The sequence below is a fragment of the Streptomyces ambofaciens ATCC 23877 genome, assembly GCF_001267885.1.
GTDB lineage: Bacteria > Actinomycetota > Actinomycetes > Streptomycetales > Streptomycetaceae > Streptomyces > Streptomyces ambofaciens.
This window is the reverse complement of record NZ_CP012382.1, coordinates 5,907,753-5,927,425: the sequence shown is the minus strand read 5'-3', so window position 1 is coordinate 5,927,425 and position 19,673 is coordinate 5,907,753. Positions and strand designations below refer to the sequence as shown.

Genomic DNA, 19,673 nt, shown 5'->3' with positions numbered 1-19,673 from the left:
GACTGCGCGGCACGCTCGTGCGGCACCCGTCCCGGGCCGTGGGCGGTCAGTACGCCGGCAGGGTGCGCGGGCCCAGGTCGTCCCTGGCGGGAGGGGGCGCGAGGCGGACGGAGGCGCTGAGGACGCTCAGGCCGCGCGGGGCGACGACGACCGGTTCCAGGGTGACCGCGACGACCTCCGGGTGGTCGTCGACCAGCCGGGAGACCCGCAGCAGCAGCTCTTCCAGGGCGGCGGAGTCGACGGGGGCCGAGCCGCGCCAGCCGAAGAGGAGGGGCGCCGTGCGGATCGAGCGGATGAGCGAGCCGGCCTCCCGGTCGGTGACCGGGATCAGCCGGTGCGCCATGTCGCCGAGCAGCTGGGTGGCCGCCCCGGCGAGCCCGAAGGAGAGCGCCGCGCCGGCCGCCGGGTCGATGACCGCCCGTACGACGGTGTCGACGCCGCGCGGTGCCATGCCCTGCACCACCGGGCGCAGCTCCGCGGGCGTCCCGAACAGCTCGGTCAACTCCGCGTACGCCCGCCGCAGTTGCTCCTCGTCCGCGAGGTCCAGGCGTACGCCGCCCAGGTCGGCGCGGTGGCGCAGGTGCGGTGCGGTGGCCTTGAGGGCCACGGGGTAGCCGAGGGTCCGCGCGGCGGCCGCGGCGTCGTCGGGGGTGGGGGCGGGCATCGCGCGGTGGACGCGGATGCCGTACCTGCCGAGCAGCTCGCAGGTCTCCTCGGTGCCGAGCGTGAGCCCCTGCCCGCGCGCGAGGTGCCCGGCTATCAGTGCGGCGGCGCCCTTCTCGTCGATGTCCTCGTACTCCGGCACCTTGCCGGGGTCGGCGGCGTCGCGTCGCCACTGGGCGTAGGCGACCGCCTGGGCGAGGGCGCGCACGCCGCGTTCGGCGGCGGGATAGGCGGGGATGAGGTGGAGCCCTTCCGGCGCCTCGGCGGGCTCGTCGGCAGCGGGAGAGTGCCGCGTGGAGCCGCTTGCGGAAGCCGTCGCCGGGGAGGGGGGCGGGGGCGTCCGTGACCCGTCGGGCGAGCCCGTCCGGGGCCCGGCGGGCGGGGGCGTCCGCGGCTCGGAGAGCGGGGGCGTCCGCGGCTCGGAGGGGGCGGACGCGCCGGGCCCGGCAGAGGCCGCTCGGTCCTCGGCGGTCGACGGAGCCGCCTGTTGGTCGGGGGGCGATGCGGCATGCGGGGTGGCGGGCGCCACCGCCTGCGGGTCGGCGGGCGGTGGCGGCTGTGGCGCCGTGCTCGCCGCCGCGGAGAGGGCTTCCGCGAGCCCGCCGAGCTCCACGTGCACCACGAGGACCGGCTTGGCGGGCACCGCGGCCGCCGCCGAGCGCAGGGCCTCCGCCAGCGCGGCGTCCCCGGCCGAGCCCTCGCCCACCGCGGGGATGGCGGTCACCACCACCGCGTCGCAGGTGTCGTCGGCCAGCGCCCGGGAGAGGGCCGCGTGGAACTCGTCGGCCGAGGCCGCCGTCGTCAGGTCCAGGGGAGGATGCGGCCGCAGCCCCTCGGAGAGGCACGCGTCGTACGTCAGCAGGCCCAGTGACTCCGAATTCCCCAGGATCGCCACCCTGGGCCCGGCGGGCAGCGGCTGGCGGGCCAGCAGCAGCCCCGCGTCGACCAGGTCGGTGATCGTGTCGACCCGGATCACGCCGGCCTGCCGCAGCAGCGCGGAGACCGTCGCGTGCGGGAGCCGCGTCGCCCGTACGGCATGGCCCTGCGGTGCCACCCCGCCGTGGCGTGCGCCCTGTACCACGACCAGCGGCTTGACGGCCGCCGTCCGCCGGGCCAGGCGGGTGAACTTGCGCGGGTTGCCGATGGACTCCAGGTACATCAGCGCGACGTCGGTCTGCGGGTCGTCGTACCAGTACTGAAGGACGTCGTTGCCGGAGACGTCGGCCCGGTTGCCGGAGGAGACGAAGGTCGACACGCCCGTGACACCGGTGACCCCGCCGCCGCGCCGGTGCAGCCGGGACAGCAGGGCGATGCCGATGGCGCCGGACTGGGCGAACAGGCCGATCCGGCCGGGGCGCGGCATCTCCGGGGCGAGGGAGGCGTTGAGCCGCACGTCCGGGGAGGTGTTGATGACCCCGAAGGCGTTGGGCCCGATGATCCGCATGCCGTACGTGCGGGCCTGTCGCACCAGGGCGCGCTGGCGTTCGCGTCCCTCGGGGCCGCTGTCGGCGTAGCCGGCGGAGACCACCACCAGGCCCTGTACACCGTGCTCACCGCATTCGGTGACGACGTCGGGGACGTGCTCGGCGGGCACGGTGACGACGGCGAGGTCGACGGGTCCGTCGATGTCGCGCACCGAGCGGCGGGCCGGCACCCCGTCGAGCGTGTCCCGGCCCTCGGGGAAGGCCCTGTTCACGGCGTACAGCCGGCCGGTGTAGCCCGCGTCGCGGATGTTCCCGAGGATGCTGCGACCGACGCCGCCCGGGGTGCGACCGGTACCGATGACCGCCACGGAGCCGGGTTGCAGCAGCCGCTGGACGGAACGCGCCTCCGCGCGGTGCTCGCGCGCGTACTGCACGGCGAGCGAGCGGTCGGTCGGCTCGAGGTCGAACTCCAGGCGGACCACGCCGTCCTCGAAGCTGCGCTTCTGGGTGTACCCGGCGTCCATGAACACCTTGATCATCTTGGTGTTGGCGGGCAGCACCTCGGCGGCGAAGCGGCGGATGCCCCGCTCGCGGGCGACGGCGGCGATGTGTTCCAGCAGCGCGGAGGCCACGCCGCGCCCCTGGTGGGCGTCCTGGACGAGGAAGGCGACCTCCGCCTCGTCCGCCGGTGCGGAGGCGGGTGTTCCACCGGCGCCGATCCGGTCGTAGCGTACGGTGGCGATGAACTCGCCGCCGATGGTGGCCGCGAGTCCCACCCGGTCCACAAAGTCGTGGTGCGTGAAGCGGTGGACGTCCTTGGCGGACAGGCGAGGGTACGGCGCGAAGAAGCGGTAGTACTTCGACTCGTCGGAGACCTGCTCGTAGAAGCTGACCAGGCGCTCGGCGTCATCAACGGTGATGGGGCGGACGCGCGCGGTGCCGCCGTCGCGCAGCACCACGTCGGCTTCCCAGTGGGCGGGGTACTCGTGCCGGTCCGACGAGGTCTGCATGGGCCCCAGAGTACGGCTCGCGTACGACAACGGCGCGAGGCAGTCTGTGGAGGACGGAAGGTCGGGCCGAGGCCGCGGTCCGACGACCACGCGGGGCTGCGCACAGCCGTCCCGGCACGCTTCACGATGTGGGAAACTGGTCTAGACAAGAGTGGTCTAGACAACATCAGACCCCTGAACACTGAAGGGCAGCATCACATGGCTGAGCGCCGCGTCAACGTCGGCTGGGCCGAGGGTCTCCACGCCCGCCCCGCCTCCATCTTCGTCCGAGCCGCCACGGCCACAGGCGTCCCGGTCACGATCGCCAAGGCCGACGGCTCCCCCGTCAACGCGGCCTCCATGCTGGCCGTCCTCGGCCTCGGCGCCCAGGGCGGCGAGGAGATCGTGCTCGCCTCCGACGCCGAGGGCGCGGACGCCGCCCTGGAGCGGCTGGCGAAGCTGGTCTCCGAAGGCCTCGAAGAGCTTCCCGAGACCGTCTGACCGACGGCAGCACCACCGAGAAAGGCCCGCCCGGATTTCCGGGCGGGCCTTTTTCCTGCCCTGCCCTCGGTCATGGATTTCCCTTTTTATGGGCAGCGGAAATCAGCCCCCCGAATTACCCTGTCTTTGTATACGGCGCTCGTGTTAATAGCGCAGGCTCGGCATGTTTACGGCACGTTGCGAGTTCCTCACACGATCCGCCGCCTCGCCGCCGTCGGCGAAGCGCAGGCGGTGCGCCGGCGTCGACCGCTCCGCGTGCAGGGCCATCAGCGCCCGTGCGCGCTCGCCGTCCCCCCGGGCCACCGCGTCGACGATCGCGCCGTGCTCCGCCCAGCACTCCACCGGGTCGGCCGCGGTCTCCACGGCGTACAGCCAGGCGATCTTGTGGCGCAACTGGGTCAGCAACGCCGCCAGCGAGGGGCTGCCGGCGGCCTGGGCGAGGGTCTCGTGGAACCATCCGCCCAGTGAGCGCAGATCGTCGCTGCTCCCCTGTCTGGCGCGCTCCTGCCCCAGCCGCACCAGCCCGCGCAGGACCTTGAGATGGGCCTCGGTGCGGCGCCGGGCGGCCCGGGAGGCGCCCAGGGGTTCGAGGAGCGTGCGGCTCTCCAGCAGGTCGGCCGCCTCCCGTTCGGTCGGTTCCGCGACACACGCGCCCGCGTGCCGCCGGGTCACCACGAACCCCTCCGCCTCCAGGGTGCGCAGTGCCTCACGGACGGGGACGCGGGAGACGCCGTAGCGGCGGGCCAGGAGTTCCTCGGTGAGGCGGCTGCCGCGCCCGTGGACACCGGAGACGATGTCGTCCCGGATCGCCGTGCACACCGAGTGCGCCGGAATACGCATGCCCCGACCTCCGCCTTAATCCCCGTGAAACGTCGACGATTGACGTGTGTTCAGCGACTCTAGGCCAATGCGGCGGGAATTCCGACGGCGAGGCGGATTCCATGGACAGTTTTTGGACAACGGCCCTGCCGGGAACACCCCTGGAATTGCGAATGCCCCGGCTCGGGGAGCCGGGGCTTTCGAGTGCCGTACGTCTTCGTCAGACGTTCACGCCGTGCGAGCGGAGGTAGGCGACGGGGTCCATGTCCGAGCCGTACTCGGGGCTCGTACGGGCCTCGAAGTGCAGGTGCGGTCCGGTGACGTTGCCGGTGGCGCCGGAGAGGCCGATCTGCTGCCCGGCGTCGACCGACTGGCCCACCGAGACGCCGATGGACGACAGGTGGCCGTATTGCGTGTACGTGCCGTCGTGCATCTTGATCACGACCTGGTTGCCGTACGCCCCGCCCCAGCCGGCCTCGACGACGGTGCCGACGCCGACCGCGTGCACGGAGGTGCCGGTGGAGGCGTGGAAGTCGATGCCCGTGTGGCTGCCGGAGGACCACAGGGAGCTGCCGGCCTGGTAGGCCGTGGAGACGTAGGAGGCGGTGATCGGCGAGACGAACGTGTTGAGGCGCTTGCGCTCCGCCTCCCGCGCGGCGCGCTCCTTGGCCTCGCGCGCCTCCTCGGCAGCCTCGGCGGCCCGCTCCCGCGCGGCCTCCTGCGCCGCCTCACGGGCGGCTGCGTCCAGGGCGGCCTGCTTCTGCGCGGCGGCCTGGGCGTCGATCTCGTCGGCCAGGGAGTCGCCGATGCTGATGACCGGGGTGAGTCCGGTCTGCTCGGCCTGGGGCTCGGCGGCGAGCGCCGGAGCGGCGAGGGTGCCGACGACGCCGGTGGTGGCGAGAGCCGCGACACCCGCCGCGCGGGCGGTGGTGCGGTGCATCCGGCTGGGACGGCGGTGCTTGCCGGTGGCGCGCGTGAACGCCATGTGGAGGCTGGTCCTTTCCTTCCCTCTCGCCTACCGGGTTAGCTGACGGGTTCGGAGGTGGAAGGTCTCCTACGGGCACCCTCGCTGCACGCGCGGGCGTCCGATTCACCCCAGGGACTACGGTGGGTCCCCGGCTCCCCTGGCTCGCGCCGTACGGGGACTCGGCGATGACTGTCCGGTGCCGCGGGTGCGGCGCACTGCCTGACGAACAGCCCGGAAGACGCTAAACGCGGTTGTCTTCAATCCTCAAACGCAACCGGCTTTTTGTAGCGCATGCCACAGGGCAGACACACAGCCTCTCCCTCAATTCGGACAAACGGCGGCCCTGGTGACACTCCGGTCACCAGGGCCCCGAGCGTCTGCCGTTACTCGGCTGCCACCACGGTGACCTCACCGATGCCGAGCGCCTCGACCGGCTCCTTGATCTGTGCCGCGTCGCCGACGAGGACCGTCACCAGACGGTCCACCGGGAAGGCGCTGACGACCGCCGCCGTCGCCTCCACGGTGCCCGTGGCGGCGAGTTGGCGGTAGAGCGTCGCCTGGTAGTCGTCGGGCAGGTGCTGCTCGACCTGGTCGGCCAGCGTGCTCGCGACGGCCGCCGCCGTCTCGTACTTCAGCGGCGCCACGCCCACCAGGTTCTGAACGGCGACGTCACGCTCGGCGTCGGTGAGTCCGCCCTCGGCGAGCTTGCGCAGCACCGTCCACAGGTCCGCCAGGGCCGGACCGGTGTTGGGGGTGTCGACGGAGCCGCTGATGGCCAGCATGGCGGCGCCCGTACCGTCGGGCGCGGAGCGCAGGACCTGCCCGAACGCCCGGACGCCGTAGGTGTAGCCCTTCTCCTCGCGCAGGACGCGGTCCAGGCGCGAGGTGAGGGTGCCGCCGAGGCAGTAGGTGCCGAGCACCTGGGCGGGCCACACGCGGTCGTGCCGGTCGGAGCCGGTGCGGCCGATGAGCAGCTGCGTCTGGACGGCGCCGGGACGGTCCACGATGACGACCCGGCCCCGGTCGTCGGCGGTCACCGGCGGCACGGGCCGCGGCTCGGCGGCGGAGCCGGTCCACGCGCCCAGCGTCTCGCCGAGCAGCGCGTCGAGGTCCACGCCGGTGAGGTCCCCGACGACCACGGCGGTGGCCGTGGCCGGCCGGACGTGCTTCTCGTAGAAGGCGCGTACCGCCGCGGAGTCGATGTTCGCGACCGTCTCCTCGGTGCCCTGGCGGGGGCGCGACATGCGCGTCCCGGCCGGGAACAGCTCCTTGGAGAGCTCCTTGGCGGCTCGGCGGGCGGGGTTGGCCAGCTCGTGCGGGATCTCGTCGAGCCGGTTGCGGACCAGCCGTTCGACCTCGCCGTCCGCGAACGCGGGCGCCCTGAGCGCGTCGGCGACCAGGCCGAGGGCCTTGGCGAGCCGCGAGACGGGCACCTCGAGGCTCAGCCGGACGCCGGGGTGGTCGGCGTGCGCGTCGAGCGTGGCCCCGCAGCGCTCCAGCTCGGCGGCGAAGTCCTCGGCGGAGTGCTTGTCGGTGCCCTCGGAGAAGGCCCGCGCCATGATCGTGGCGACGCCGTCGAGGCCGGCCGGCTCGGCGTCCAGGGGGGCGTCGAGCAGCACCTCGACGGCGACGACCTGCTGGCCGGGGCGGTGGCAGCGCAGCACGGTCAGGCCGTTGTCCAGGCTGCCGCGCTCCGGAGCGGGGAACGCCCACGGCCTGGGCTCGCCGGCCTGCGGCTGCTGGTGGAATTCCATGGTGGCGAGCTCGGTCACTTGGCCGCCTCCTCGTTCTCGTCGGTGGCGTCGTTCACGTCGGCGGGGGCGGTGGGCTCGTAGACGAGCACCGCGCGGTTGTCGGGGCGCAGGCGGGCCTTGGCGACCTCCTGGACCTCCTCCGCCGTGACCTCGAGCACCCGCTGCACGGCGGTGAGGGCGAGCTGCGGGTCGCCGAACAGGACCGCGTACCGGCACAGTTCGTCGGCGCGGCCCGCGACCGTACCCAGGCGGTCCAGCCACTCGCGCTCCAACTGGGCCTGGGCGCGCTCCATCTCCTCGGCGGTGGGCCCCTCCTCGGCGAACCGGGCGAGCTCCTCGTCGATGGCGGTCTCGATGACCGGCACCTCCACGTCACCGGACGTCTTCACGTCCAGCCACCCCAGGGAGGGCGCTCCCGCGAGCCGCAGCAGACCGAATCCGGCGGCGACGGCCGTGCGGTCGCGGCGCACCAGTCGGTTGTACAGCCGGGACGACTCGCCGCCGCCCAGGACGGTGAGGGCCAGGTCGGCGGCGTCGCACGCGCGCGTGCCGTCCTCCGGCAGGCGGTAGGCCGCCATCAGGGCGCGGGCCGGAACCTCCTCCTCGACGACCTCGCGCAGCTCCTCGCCCATGACGTCGGGCAGCGAGCCGTCCCGGGGCGGCTGCTTGCCGTCGTGCGAGGCGATGGAGCCGAAGTACTTCTCGACCCAGGCGAGGGTCTGCTCGGGGTCGATGTCGCCGACGACCGACAGCACCGCGTTGTTCGGCGCGTAGTACGTGCGGAAGAACGCGCGCGCGTCCTCCAGGGTCGCCGCGTCCAGGTCGGCCATCGAGCCGATCGGCGTGTGGTGGTAGGGGTGGCCCTCCGGGTAGGCGAGGGCGGTGAGCTTCTCGAACGCCGTGCCGTAGGGCACGTTGTCGTAGCGCTGGCGGCGCTCGTTCTTGACGACGTCCCGCTGGTTCTCCATCGACTCGTCGTCCAGGGCGGCGAGCAGCGAGCCCATGCGGTCGGCCTCCAGCCAGAGGGCGAGCTCCAGCTGGTGGGCGGGCATGGTCTCGAAGTAGTTGGTGCGCTCGAAGCTGGTGGTGCCGTTGAGCGAGCCACCGGCGCCCTGCACCAGTTCGAAGTGGCCGTTGCCCTTGACCTGGGCGGAGCCCTGGAACATCAGGTGCTCGAAAAGGTGAGCCAGGCCGGTGCGCCCCTTGACCTCGTGGCGCGAGCCGACGTCGTACCAGAGGCACACCGCCGCGACCGGGGTCAGGTGGTCCTCGGAGAGCACCACGCGCAGGCCGTTGGCCAGGCGGTGCTCGGTCGCTGTCAGGCCGCCGGAGTCTGCCTGGGCTGTGGCCGTGTGACCCATGGGCATGTACGTCCCTTCGATCGCGGAATCTTGGTGGAATCATCGGGCGGAGCCGCGGAAATCCGCCGGTCCCGCCACTGTATGCAAGCGTGCGGGCCACCGGTGAAGTTCCCGCACCTCCTACGCCGAGAGCGAGAACGGGGTTGGCGGCCCGGCGGGGACGAGGGCGTACCCTGCGGGCAGCGCCGGGCCGGGCAGCCCGTGACGGGTCCTGGTCGGTCGCTGTCAGTGCCGCGGTCCACAATGGACCGCGTCAGATCACCGTTCACGCTTCAGCAAGGAGCCGGCAGCGATGGCCCGCCGTAGTACGAAGACCCCGCCGCCCGACGACTCGTACGAGGAGAGGATCCTCGACATCGACGTCGTCGACGAGATGCAGGGCTCCTTCCTCGAGTACGCGTACTCGGTCATCTACTCCCGTGCGCTCCCGGACGCCCGCGACGGCCTCAAGCCGGTGCACCGCCGCATCGTGTACCAGATGAACGAGATGGGTCTGCGGCCCGAGCGCGGGTACGTGAAGTGCGCCCGTGTCGTCGGCGAGGTCATGGGCAAGCTGCACCCGCACGGCGACGCGTCGATCTACGACGCCCTGGTGCGCATGGCCCAGTCCTTCTCCATGCGCGTGCCCCTGGTGGACGGCCACGGCAACTTCGGCTCGCTGGGCAACGACGACCCGCCGGCCGCCATGCGGTACACCGAGTGCCGGATGGCCGAGGCGACCAGCCTCATGACGGAGTCCATCGACGAGGACACCGTCGACTTCGGTCCCAACTACGACGGCCAGGAGCAGGAGCCGGTGGCGCTGCCCGCCGCCTTCCCGAACCTGCTGGTCAACGGCGCCTCCGGCATCGCGGTCGGCATGGCCACGAACATGCCGCCGCACAACCTGCGCGAGGTGATCGCGGCCGCCCGGCACCTGATCCGGTATCCGAACGCCGACCTCGAAGCCCTGATGAAGCACGTGCCGGGCCCCGACCTGCCCACCGGCGGCCGGATCGTCGGCCTGCCCGGCATCCGGGACGCCTACGAGACGGGACGCGGCACGTTCAAGATCCGCGCGACGGTGTCCGTGGAGACCGTGACGGCCCGCCGCAAGGGCCTGGTCGTCACCGAGCTGCCCTTCGCGGTCGGTCCCGAGAAGGTCATCGCCAAGATCAAGGACCTCGTGGGCTCCAAGAAGCTCCAGGGCATCGCGGACGTCAAGGACCTCACCGACCGCGAGCACGGGCTGCGCCTGGTCATCGAGATCAAGAACGGCTTCGTGCCCGAGGCGGTCCTGGAGCAGCTCTACAAGCTGACGCCGATGGAGGAGTCCTTCGGCATCAACAACGTCGCCCTGGTGGACGGCCAGCCCCTCACCCTGGGCCTCAAGGAGCTGCTGGAGGTCTATCTCGACCACCGCTTCAACGTCGTACGGCGCCGCAGCGAGTTCCGCCGCAGCAAGCGCCGCGACCGCCTGCACCTGGTCGAGGGGCTCCTCACCGCCCTGGTCGACATCGACGAGGTCATCCGTCTCATCCGCTCCAGCGAGAACTCCGCGCAGGCCAAGCAGCGCCTGATCGAGCGGTTCTCGCTGAGCGACATCCAGACGCAGTACATCCTGGACACGCCGCTGCGCCGGCTCACCAAGTTCGACCGCATCGAGCTGGAGTCGGAGAAGGACCGGCTGAACGCGGAGATCGAGGAACTGACCCGGATCCTCGACTCGGACGCGGAGCTGCGCAAGCTGGTCTCCGCCGAACTGGCGGCGGTGTCCAAGAAGTTCGGCACCGACCGGCGTACGGTCCTGCTGGAGTCGTCCGGGGCCCCGGTGGCCGCGGTACCGCTCCAGGTGGCGGACGACCCGTGCAGGGTGCTGATCTCCTCGACGGGGCTGATCGCCCGCACCGCGAACGACGAGCCCCTGGTCACGGAGGCGGGCGCCAAGCGCGTCAAGCACGACCTGATCGTCTCGGCGGTGGCGGCCACGGCCCGCGGCGAGGTGGGCGTGGTGACGTCCGCCGGCCGCCTTCTGCGGGTGAACGTCGTGGACCTCCCCCAGCTCCCGGAGCCCATGCCCACGCCGAACCTGTCCGGCGGTGCGCCGCTGGCGGAGTTCATCTCGCTGGAGGACGACGAGACGGTCATCTGCCTGACCACGCTGGACGAGTCCTCGCCCGGTCTCGCGCTCGGTACCGAGCAGGGCGTCGTCAAGCGGGTGGTGCCCGACTACCCGTCCCACAAGGACGAGTTGGAGGTCATCTCCCTCAGGGAGGGCGACCGGATCGTGGGCGGCGCCGAGTTGCGCACCGGCGACGAGGACCTGGTCTTCATCACGGACGACGCGCAACTGCTGCGCTACCAGGCCGGACAGGTCCGCCCGCAGGGCCGCCCCGCGGGCGGCGTGGCGGGCGTCAAGCTCGCCGAGGGCGCGAAGGTCATCTCCTTCACGGCGGTGGACCCGGCCGCGGAGGCGGTGGTCTTCACGGTCGCCGGTTCGCGCGGCACGCTCGACGACTCCGTACAGACCACGGCCAAGCTCACGCCCTTCGACCAGTACCCGCGCAAGGGCCGTGCCACGGGTGGCGTGCGCTGCCAGCGGTTCCTGAAGGGCGAGGACTGCCTGGCCTTCGCCTGGGCCGGCGCCACCCCGGCGCTCGCCGCGCAGCGGAACGGCTCGCCGGCCCAGCTCCCGGACATCGACCCGCGCCGCGACGGCTCGGGCGTGTCCTTGCCGAAGACGGTGTCCGTGGTGGCGGGACCGGCCTAGACACCGTCCGGGGAGGCGGGCGGCGGCTCCACGCCGCCCGGTTCCTCCCCTTCGAGGTCCTCGACGTGAGGGTTCGCGGCGTCGGGGTCCTCGACGTGAGGGTTCGCGGCGTCGGGGTCCTCGACGTCGGGCTCCTCGGCCTCGGGGTCCGGTACGTAGCGCAGGACGCCCCACATGCCGTGCTCGTCGGCGGGCGGGGCGTCCGCGGCACGGCGGCACGCGTCGAGTTCCGCACGGAGGGCCGGCGCGTCGATGCCGGAGCCGATGAGCACCAGCTGGGTGCGACGGGCCTCGGCGGCCGGCCAGGGCTCCGGGTGGAACCGCAGGAAGCGCCCGACGGCATGGACGGCGTACCTGTTCCGCGTGTCGTACGGGCCGAAGTCGACGTAGCCCTTGATCCGGTACAGGCCCTCGGGCCGGCTGTCGAGGAACGTCATGAGGCGGCGCGGGTCGAGGGGAACGCCGGAGGCGAACGACAGGGTGTCGTAGGCGGCGTGCAGGTGCTCGGCGTGGGCGCCGCCTCCCGAGTGGTCGTGCAGGTCGTCGAAGGACAGCTGCCCCACCCGTTCCTCGCCGGGCCGGCAGTCGTAGAGGAACTCGGGGTCGATGCGGCCGTACGTCGCGGGCACGACGGCGGCGCGGTCGCCGAGCGAACGGACGAGGGCGATCACCCGCTCGGCGTCCGGAGCCCGGTCGGTCTTGTTGACCACGATCAGGTCGGCGAGCGCCAGGTGCCTGTCGATCTCGGGATGCCTGACGCGCGTGGCGTCGAACTCGGCGGCGTCGACGACCTCGACGAGCCCGCCGTAGACGACGCCGGGCTGCTCGCTGGCGAGGAGCATGCGCACGAGTTCCTGCGGCTCGGCCAGACCACTGGCCTCGATGACGATGACGTCGATGCCGGCGCCCGGGCGGGCGAGCCGCTCCAGGTACCCGTCCAGGTCACTGGCGTCGACGGCGCAGCACAGGCACCCGTTGCCGAGCGAGACGGTCGAGTCGCCGAGTGCGCCGGCGACCGCCATCGCGTCGATCTCGATCGAGCCGAAGTCGTTGACGATGGCACCGATACGGCTGCCTCCACTGCGGTGGAGGAGGTGGTTGAGGAGGGTGGTCTTTCCGGAGCCGAGGAATCCGGCGAGTACGACGACCGGAATCTGCTGCGGAGTCGGGCGCTGCCCCACCGTGCGACCTCTCTCTCACCCACGCGTACGCCGGCCCGCGGCAGCGCGTACACCCACGTACGGAATTGCCTGATCAGGATACGAGCCGCCGCGGTCGGCGCGGAGTGAACGATTGTTAGCAGCGCTCGCGGGGCAGACGTTGGACAAGGCGCCGGACCGTGCGACCCTCGCTTCCCTCCGTGCGCCTCCTCTCCGCCTCCCCGCCGATCAGCGCCGCTCGGCACTCTGGAGGCGGCAAGCGCCGCCCAGCTCGCCGGTCCCCGTCAGCCGACCCGCACTCGACGACCGGCGGCGGGGCCGCCTGATTCGGGGGTTGACATGGCCACACGGAAAAACATCACGGGGAGGTTCGGCTCCGCGGCGACCGGTGCTCTGGTCGCCACGGCAGGGTTGACGCTCGCCGCACACCGGCGGCGGCTGGAGAAGGCCCGACTGCACGAGCGACGGCTGGAGCTGGAGGAGCTGGCGATCCGGCGCGAGTCCCTGGCGCATCAGCAGCGCATGCACTGGGAGTTGCTGACGAGGGCGATCGACGACCCGTCCCTGGCCGAGGTCATCGACACGTACGACAAGGACATCCCAGCGGCGAGGCGCCGCCAGTTCTTCTACGCCAACGCCTGGTACGTGAACCTCTACCACGTCTACCGGGCCGGGCTCCTGGACCGTGAGGAGCTCTACGCGGCCCTGCGCGAGTTCTTCCAGAGCCCGGTGTTCCGCGAGTACTGGGAGGCGTCGCGGCACATGCGCGCCTCCCTCAGCGAGACCTCGGAGGAGGCACGCGTGGGCCGCATGGCCGACGGTCTCGTCCAGGATCTCGACGAGGCGGACACGGACGAATGGTGGGTCGTCGGCACCCCGCCGACCGACTGAGGCCGGGCGGTTCCGGCGAACGGGTCAACACACCGACGGCAAGGAGGCACCTCGGGGTGTCTTTTCGGCCATGCGGTCACAGAGGCCTCTCACACACCAGTAGCGTGTGTTCTCCGCCACTCTGTCCAGACTGATTGTTCATAAGGACCGGTACCTTTGAAGATCGTGCGCCGCATCGGTGTGCCTCCCAGCGCCCGTGGCAGTTCCTCCGGATCCACCTGCCCCGACGTGTTCGAACTGAGTGACGGCAACTTCGCCGTCATCGGCACCGAGGCCACCGAGGCGCTGGAACGGGAGCTACCCGCCGACGCCGCCCGCGCCGACTACGAACGCATCGTCGTCGTGAGCCGGGAAACCCTGATCCGCGCCAAGGCGGACATCCCCGACGCCTGACGTCGCCATCCACGTCTCCGGCCGCGTCCACGTCACCCGCGCCGGGCACCTCACCGGCGAGCAGTCCGGCACCCCGTCCTCGCTCGACGCTCCTCCGACCAGGCCTGGCGCCCGAACGGCACCAGGCCTCTCGCACGTGCCGGTCCCGGCCGGCGCCGGTGGCGGCGAGGCGCCGCCCGGGCTCCGTGCCGCCACGGCCACGACCGGAGCAATCCTCAGGCGCGGCTGGAAGTCGCCGAGAGCGAAGTCAGGTTAGGCTCACCTCTGTGAGTACGTGCTCAACCGTCTCCCGGGACCTCGACGAGCCCGTCGCCGGCACCGCGCCCGTGGCGAGGACCTGGTTGCTGCTCGAACAGCCCGGCCCGTGGGGTGCCAAGGCGCTCACGGCGAGCCACCTGGATCCCGCGCTCGGACGCGCCCTGGAAGCCGCGGCGAAGGGCACGGGCGTGCGCGTCGCCCTCATCCGTCGGCCCGGACGCCACGCCGACCGCGGCACCCCGGACGCGCGCCGGGTGTACGCGGCCCACACCGTGCCGGGAAACGTGTGGCTGCACGCCACCACACTCACGGACCCCCGTCGGCTGCTCGACCTCGATCTCGCCGCCCTCGGCAGGGGCGACGCCCGGTCCTTCGACTCGGCCCTCGGCGGCGGCCCGCACCGCGGGGAGCCGCTGGCCCTGGTGTGCACCAACGGCAAGCGCGACCGGTGCTGCGCGCTCCTCGGCCGGCCACTGGCCGCCGAGCTGGCCGCCTCCGGGGCGGGTGACGTCTGGGAGGTCACCCACCTGGGCGGTCACCGCTTCTCCCCGACGGTGCTCGTGCTGCCCCACGGATACGTCTACGGGCGGGTCCGGGCCCACACCGTCGAAGAGATCATCGGCGGCGCCCGGGAGGGCCGGATCGTGACCGCAGGATGCCGGGGGAACTCCGCCTGGGAGCGGCCCGGGCAGGCGGCCGAGCTGGCCGTGCGCGCGGCCCTCGGCGAGGACACGGCCGGGGCCCTGCGCGTCGTTCGGACGGAGGGAGCCGCGCCGGGCTGGGAGGTGACCCTGGCCCACGGCGACGGACGGCACTGGCGGGTCACCGTCGACCACGGACCGTCGGCGCCCCCGCGTCCGGAAAGCTGCGGGGCGTCGGTGCTGGGATCGCCGGCGCGCATGGAGGTCACGGCGGTACGGGAACTGTCGGTGACGGCGGCGCTCGCCGGCTGAGCGGCGCCTCGGCGCGCACCCGGCCCGCCCTCCGCCGGCGGCGACGATCAGGAGATCCGCGCCACACCCCTCTACGGCATGCCGCCGCCTCCCACGTACCGTCATGGGTATGAGCTCCACTCCCCCCGCACGCCGCCTGCGCCTCGGCCTGCCGCGGCGGGTCTTCTCCCAGGTGCTGCTGATGCAGCTGGCGATCGCCGCGGGAGTCGCCGTACTCGCGACCGGGTTGTTCCTGGCGCCGCTCGGCGACCAACTGGACGACCAGGCGATGCGCCGGGCGCTCGCGATCGCGCAGACCACGGCGCAGCAGCCGCGGGTGGCCGAGGAGCTGCGGACCACGCGCCCGGCTCCGGACGGCCCGGTGCAGCGGGAGACGGAGCGCATCCGGAAGGCCACGAAGGCGGAGTACGTCGTCGTGATGGACCGGCAGGGCGTGCGCTGGTCGCACACCGACCCGGAGCGGATCGGCGAGGTCGTCTCCACCGACCCGGGGCAGGCGCTGGCGGGCCGCGAGGTCATGGAGATCGACGACGGCACCCTGGGGCGTTCCGCGCGCGGCAAGGTGCCGCTGCGCGCCGGCGACGGTTCCGTCGTCGGCGCGGTGTCGGTCGGCATCGCCTACGACAGCGTCCGCGCGCGACTGGTCCACGCCATTCCCGGCCTGTTCGCGTACGCCGGGGGCGCACTGGCCGTCGGCGCGCTGGCCGCCTGGCTCATCTCACGCCGGGTGCAGCGGCAGACCCGGGACCTGGCCTTCTCGGACATCGCGGGGCTGCTCGCGGAGCGCGAGGCCATGCTGCACGGCATCCGGGAGGGGGTCGTCGCCCTGGACCGCGGCGGCCTGGTCCGGCTGCTCAACGACGAGGCGCAGCGCCTGCTGGGCGTCGGCGCCGAGGCCGTCGGCCGCTCCCCCGAGGAGGCGCTCGGCCCGGGCCGTACGGCCGATGTCCTGGCCGGCCGGGTGACCGGCACCGACCTGCTCACCGTTCGCGGTCAGCGGGTACTGGTCGCCAACCGGATGCCGACCGACGACGGCGGTGCCGTGGCCACGCTGCGGGACCGCACCGAGCTGGAGCAGCTCGGCCGGGAACTGGACTCGACGCGCGGCCTGATCGACGCCCTGCGCGCGCAGGACCACGAGCACGCCAACCGCATGCACACCCTGCTCGGGCTGCTCGAACTCGAGATGTACGACGACGCCGTGGAGTTCGTCGGCGAGGTGGTCGCCGATCACCGGGTGACGGCGGAGCAGATCACCGAGCGGATCCAGGACCCGCTGCTGGCCGCCCTGCTGGTCGGCAAGGCGACCGTCGCGGCGGAACGGGGAGTCGCCCTGTGGGTGTCGGACCGTACGCGGCTGCCGGACCGCCTGGTCGACCCGAGGGGGCTCGTGACCGTGGTCGGCAACCTGGTCGACAACGCGCTCGACGCCGCCGCGGGATCGCCGCACGCGCGGGTGGAGGTCGAGTTGCGGGCGCAGGGGCGCGCCGTCACGCTCACGGTGCGCGACACGGGGCCCGGCGTCCCGGCGGAACACCGCGAGTCGGTGTTCACGGCGGGATGGTCGACCAAGGAGCGACCGGCGCACCGGCAGCGCGGTATCGGGCTGTCGCTGGTCCGCAGGCTGGCCGAGCGGCAGGGCGGCAGCGCGACCGTCGAGACGGCGTACGGCGGGGGCGCGGAGTTCGTCGTCGTCCTGCCCGAGGCGCTGACCGGGGCCGACCCGGAACCGGCCCTCACCGCGCCCGCCACCCCCGCTCCCATGAGCACCGCCACCGCCACCGCCACCGCCACCGAGGAGGAGGCCCGATGATCGAGGTCCTGGTCGTGGACGACGACACGCGGGTCGCGCGGGTCAACGCCGCCTACGTCGAGAAGGTGCCGGGCTTCCACGTGGCCGGTCAGGCGCACAGCGCGCTGGAGGCGCTCCGCGGTGTGGAGACGCTCCCCCGTGTGGATCTGGTCCTGCTGGACCACTACCTGCCCGACCGGACCGGTCTGGAGGTCGTCCAGGAGATGCGGCGGCGGGGCCACCAGACCGACGTGATCATGGTGACGGCGGCGCGGGACGTGGCGACCGTTCAGGCAGCGATGCGCCAGGGCGCTTTGCAGTACCTGGTCAAGCCGTTCGCCTTCGTGGGGCTGCGCGCCAAGCTGGAGGCGTACGCGGAGCTGCGGCGCACGCTCGACGGCGGTGGTGAGGCGGAGCAGGCGGAGGTCGACCGCATGTTCGGCGCCTTGTCGGCTCCGTCGGAGCCCGGGCTGCCCAAGGGGCACTCCCCGACCACGGCCGAGCTGGTGCGCCAGTGCCTGATGAAGGCCGACGGCGCTCTGTCCGCGCAGGAGATCGCCGACCTGACCGGGGTGAGCCGGCAGACCGCGCAGCGCTACCTGAAGCTCCTGGAGCGCACGGGCCGGGCCAGGCTGACCCTCAAGTACGGGGACGCGGGCCGCCCGGAGCACCGTTACGAGTGGGCGACCCGCACCTGAGCGGCACCGCGCCGCCGGAGCCGCCTACACGGCCCCCGCCCCGGTCAGCGACCGCACCTCCGTCTCGGCGTGCTTGGCCTCGTCCGGCACCTCGGGCGAGGTGACGGTGCCCAGCCAGCCCGCGAGGAAGCCCAACGGGATCGAGACCAGGCCGGGGTTCTGCAACGGGAAGAACTGGAAGTCGGCGCCCGGGAACAGCGACTGCGGGGTGCCCGACACCACCGGGGACAGCAGCACGAGAACCACGGCGGGGACGAGGCCGCCGTAGACGGCCCACACCGCGCCGCGCGTGGTGAAACCGCACCAGAACAGCGAGTAGAGCAGCACGGGCAGGTTTGCGGACGCCGCGACGGCAAAGGCGAGGCCCACGAGGAACGCGACGTTGAGGTCCCGCGCGAGCAGGCCGAGTGCGATGGCGACGGCGCCGGTCCCGACGGCGGCGACACGGGCCACGGCGACCTCGCTGCGCGGTGCGGCGTCACGGCGCCGCAGGGACGCGTACAGGTCGTGGGCCACGGAGGCGGAGGAGGCCAGGGTGATGCCGGCGACCACCGCCAGGATGGTGGCGAACGCCACGGCGGCGACGACCGCGAACAGAACCGTCCCCCCGGTGGACCCCGCGCCGCCGCCCAGGTCGAGGGCGAGCAGCGGGACCGCCGTGTTCCCGGCCGCGTTCGACGCTCGCACGGCATCCGGCCCGACCAGGGCGGCGGCGCCGAACCCGAGCACGATCGTCATCAGGTAGAAGCCGCCGATGAGGCCGATCGCCCAGACGACGGACCGCCTCGCCGCCCGGGCGGTGGGCACGGTGTAGAAGCGGGACAGGATGTGCGGCAGCCCGGCCGTGCCCAGCACCAGGGCGAGGCCCAGGCTGATGAAGTCGAAGCGTGAGGTCCAGTCCCCGCCGTAGGCCAGACCGGGCGCCAGGAACGCGTCGCCGTGACCGCTGCGTTCGGCCGCCGCGCGCAGCAGCCGGTCGAAGTCCCCGTGGAAGCGGACCAGGACGAGCGCGGTCAGTGCCACGGTCCCGCCGAGCAGCAGCACCGCCTTCACGATCTGGATCCAGGTGGTGGCCCGCATGCCGCCCAGCGACACGTAGATCACCATGAGGGCGCCGACGCCGATGACCGTCCAGGTCCGCGCCGCCTCGGTGGTGCCGCCGAGCAGCAGCGCGACCAGACTGCCCGCGCCCACCATCTGCGCCACCAGGTACAGGACGGAGACGGTGACCGACGAGGTGCCCGCGGCGATCCGCACCGGCCGCTCACGCATCCGTGCCGCCACGACGTCGGCGAGGGTGAACCTTCCGCAGTTGCGCACCAGTTCGGCGACGAGGAACAGGACCACGAGCCAGGCGACCAGAAAGCCCACCGAGTACAGCATGCCGTCGTAGCCGTAGAGCGCGATGAGCCCGGAGATGCCGAGGAAGGAGGCGGCCGACATGTAGTCACCGGCGATGGCAAAACCATTCTCCATCGGGGAGAAGAGCCGGCCGCCCGCGTAGAACTCCTCCGCCGAGCCGTGCCGGTTGCGGCTCACCCAGGTGGTGATCGCCAGCGTGACGGCGACGAACGCGCTGAACAGGAACAGCGCCAGGGTCTGGTGGTCGCCCGTCACGATGCGCTCCCTCGCGCTCCGCGCGTCAGTTCCTGGGTGTCCCAGCGCAGTTCCAGCGCGGCCCGGTCCCTGCGCAGTCGCGCGTGCCGGGCGTAGGCCCAGGTGAGCAGGAACGTGCTGAGGAACTGCCCGAGCCCGGCAAGCATCGCCACGTTCACCGCTCCGGCCACGGGCCGGGCCATCAGCGCGGGCGCCGTCGTGGCGGCCACGACGTAGGCGGCGTACCACCCCAGGAAGGCGACGACCGCCGGCACCACGAACCGCCGGTACCTGCTGCGGACCTCCTGGAAGGCCGCACTGCGCTGGACCTCCAGATACACGTCGGCCGCGATCCGGTCCGGGTCCTTCGCCCGCTCCCGGCGCATCGAAGGCAACGCCCCCTCGGGGCCCCGGGCGCCGGGCGACTCGCCCCAGCCGGAGGCCAGGGCGTCGTACCACGGGTCGTCGTATCCCGGACACGAGGAACCCTCCGGGGAGGGCGGGTCCAGGGCGCCGCGGTGATCCACCGCGCTTTCGGGACCGCCCCCGGCACCGCGAAGACGATCATTGCTTGACTGCATGCCCAAGGATGGACAGAACGGGAAGATCCCCGACTCTTCTTCCCCTCACGCTTCACCCCATCAGGTGACTGTGTCCCCTGGAGGGCGCCGGGCCCCTCCCGTACGCGTACCGGCCTTCCCCTAC

The 19,673-nt window shown here is 72.7% G+C and carries 15 protein-coding genes and 1 riboswitch; of the genes, 7 read left to right on the top strand and 8 right to left on the bottom strand.

The window, feature by feature from the left end; all coding sequences use genetic code 11:
* Positions 1-46: 46 nt before the first annotated feature.
* Positions 47-3,097 (bottom strand): bifunctional acetate--CoA ligase family protein/GNAT family N-acetyltransferase, encoded by a 3,051-nt coding sequence (locus SAM23877_RS26365; protein ID WP_053138277.1) that lies wholly within the window; start codon positions 3,095-3,097, stop codon positions 47-49.
* 198 nt (positions 3,098-3,295) lie between these two features.
* Between SAM23877_RS26365 and SAM23877_RS26360 the strand changes: the two genes are divergently transcribed.
* Positions 3,296-3,577 carry an HPr family phosphocarrier protein gene (locus tag SAM23877_RS26360; protein ID WP_053138275.1) on the top strand — a complete coding sequence of 94 codons (282 nt, stop codon included), beginning with the start codon at positions 3,296-3,298 and terminating at the stop codon, positions 3,575-3,577.
* A gap of 144 nt (positions 3,578-3,721) precedes the next feature.
* Here the strand turns inward: SAM23877_RS26360 and SAM23877_RS26355 are convergent, their stop codons facing one another.
* The 4 genes from SAM23877_RS26355 to SAM23877_RS26340 form a co-directional block, all read right to left on the bottom strand.
* The gene (locus tag SAM23877_RS26355; RefSeq protein ID WP_053138272.1) at positions 3,722-4,417 is read right to left on the bottom strand and encodes a GntR family transcriptional regulator; all 696 of its coding nucleotides are present in this window, start codon (positions 4,415-4,417) and stop codon (positions 3,722-3,724) included.
* A gap of 199 nt (positions 4,418-4,616) precedes the next feature.
* Positions 4,617-5,381, bottom strand: a complete 765-nt coding sequence (locus SAM23877_RS26350) for a M23 family metallopeptidase (RefSeq protein WP_053138269.1) — start codon at positions 5,379-5,381, stop codon at positions 4,617-4,619.
* A 12-nt stretch (positions 5,382-5,393) separates the two neighbouring features.
* Positions 5,394-5,558, bottom strand: a riboswitch (cyclic di-AMP (ydaO/yuaA leader).
* A gap of 188 nt (positions 5,559-5,746) precedes the next feature.
* Positions 5,747-7,135 (bottom strand): M16 family metallopeptidase, encoded by a 1,389-nt coding sequence (locus SAM23877_RS26345; RefSeq protein WP_053138266.1) that lies wholly within the window; start codon positions 7,133-7,135, stop codon positions 5,747-5,749.
* Positions 7,132-8,484: a M16 family metallopeptidase gene (locus SAM23877_RS26340; RefSeq protein WP_053138263.1), complete on the bottom strand. Its 1,353-nt coding sequence runs from the start codon at positions 8,482-8,484 to the stop codon at positions 7,132-7,134. Before SAM23877_RS26340 ends, SAM23877_RS26345 begins: the two co-directional genes overlap by 4 nt.
* 286 nt (positions 8,485-8,770) lie before the next feature.
* Here SAM23877_RS26340 and SAM23877_RS26335 point away from each other — a divergent pair, with 286 nt between their 5' ends.
* A complete protein-coding gene (locus SAM23877_RS26335; RefSeq protein ID WP_053138260.1) occupies positions 8,771-11,227 on the top strand; it encodes a DNA gyrase/topoisomerase IV subunit A in 2,457 nt (818 codons plus the stop codon).
* On the opposite strand, the gene SAM23877_RS26330 is transcribed toward SAM23877_RS26335, so the two are convergent.
* A complete protein-coding gene (locus SAM23877_RS26330; RefSeq protein WP_079030439.1) occupies positions 11,224-12,408 on the bottom strand; it encodes a CobW family GTP-binding protein in 1,185 nt (394 codons plus the stop codon). The genes SAM23877_RS26335 and SAM23877_RS26330 overlap by 4 nt on opposite strands.
* A gap of 318 nt (positions 12,409-12,726) precedes the next feature.
* Here SAM23877_RS26330 and SAM23877_RS26325 point away from each other — a divergent pair, with 318 nt between their 5' ends.
* From SAM23877_RS26325 to SAM23877_RS26305, 5 genes are all read left to right on the top strand, one after another.
* Positions 12,727-13,278: a DUF6082 family protein gene (locus tag SAM23877_RS26325; RefSeq protein ID WP_053138256.1), complete on the top strand. Its 552-nt coding sequence runs from the start codon at positions 12,727-12,729 to the stop codon at positions 13,276-13,278.
* Positions 13,279-13,434: 156 nt separating this feature from the next.
* On the top strand, positions 13,435-13,671 hold the full coding sequence (locus tag SAM23877_RS26320; RefSeq protein ID WP_079030438.1) for a hypothetical protein: 237 nt from the start codon (positions 13,435-13,437) through the stop codon (positions 13,669-13,671).
* A 266-nt stretch (positions 13,672-13,937) separates the two neighbouring features.
* On the top strand, positions 13,938-14,882 hold the full coding sequence (locus tag SAM23877_RS26315) for a ferredoxin family protein (RefSeq protein ID WP_053138253.1): 945 nt from the start codon (positions 13,938-13,940) through the stop codon (positions 14,880-14,882).
* 109 nt (positions 14,883-14,991) lie between these two features.
* A complete protein-coding gene (locus tag SAM23877_RS26310; RefSeq protein WP_053138250.1) occupies positions 14,992-16,695 on the top strand; it encodes a sensor histidine kinase in 1,704 nt (567 codons plus the stop codon).
* Complete coding sequence (locus SAM23877_RS26305) at positions 16,692-17,372, top strand: response regulator (RefSeq protein ID WP_053138247.1); 681 nt, start codon at positions 16,692-16,694, stop codon at positions 17,370-17,372. The genes SAM23877_RS26310 and SAM23877_RS26305 overlap by 4 nt, the downstream gene beginning before the upstream one ends.
* Positions 17,373-17,396: 24 nt before the next feature.
* Here SAM23877_RS26305 and SAM23877_RS26300 read toward each other — a convergent pair whose 3' ends face one another.
* The gene (locus tag SAM23877_RS26300; protein WP_053138244.1) at positions 17,397-18,989 is read right to left on the bottom strand and encodes a solute symporter family protein; all 1,593 of its coding nucleotides are present in this window, start codon (positions 18,987-18,989) and stop codon (positions 17,397-17,399) included.
* A complete protein-coding gene (locus SAM23877_RS26295) occupies positions 18,986-19,549 on the bottom strand; it encodes a DUF485 domain-containing protein (protein ID WP_053138241.1) in 564 nt (187 codons plus the stop codon). The genes SAM23877_RS26300 and SAM23877_RS26295 overlap by 4 nt, the downstream gene beginning before the upstream one ends.
* Between the last annotated feature and the right edge of the window lie 124 nt (positions 19,550-19,673).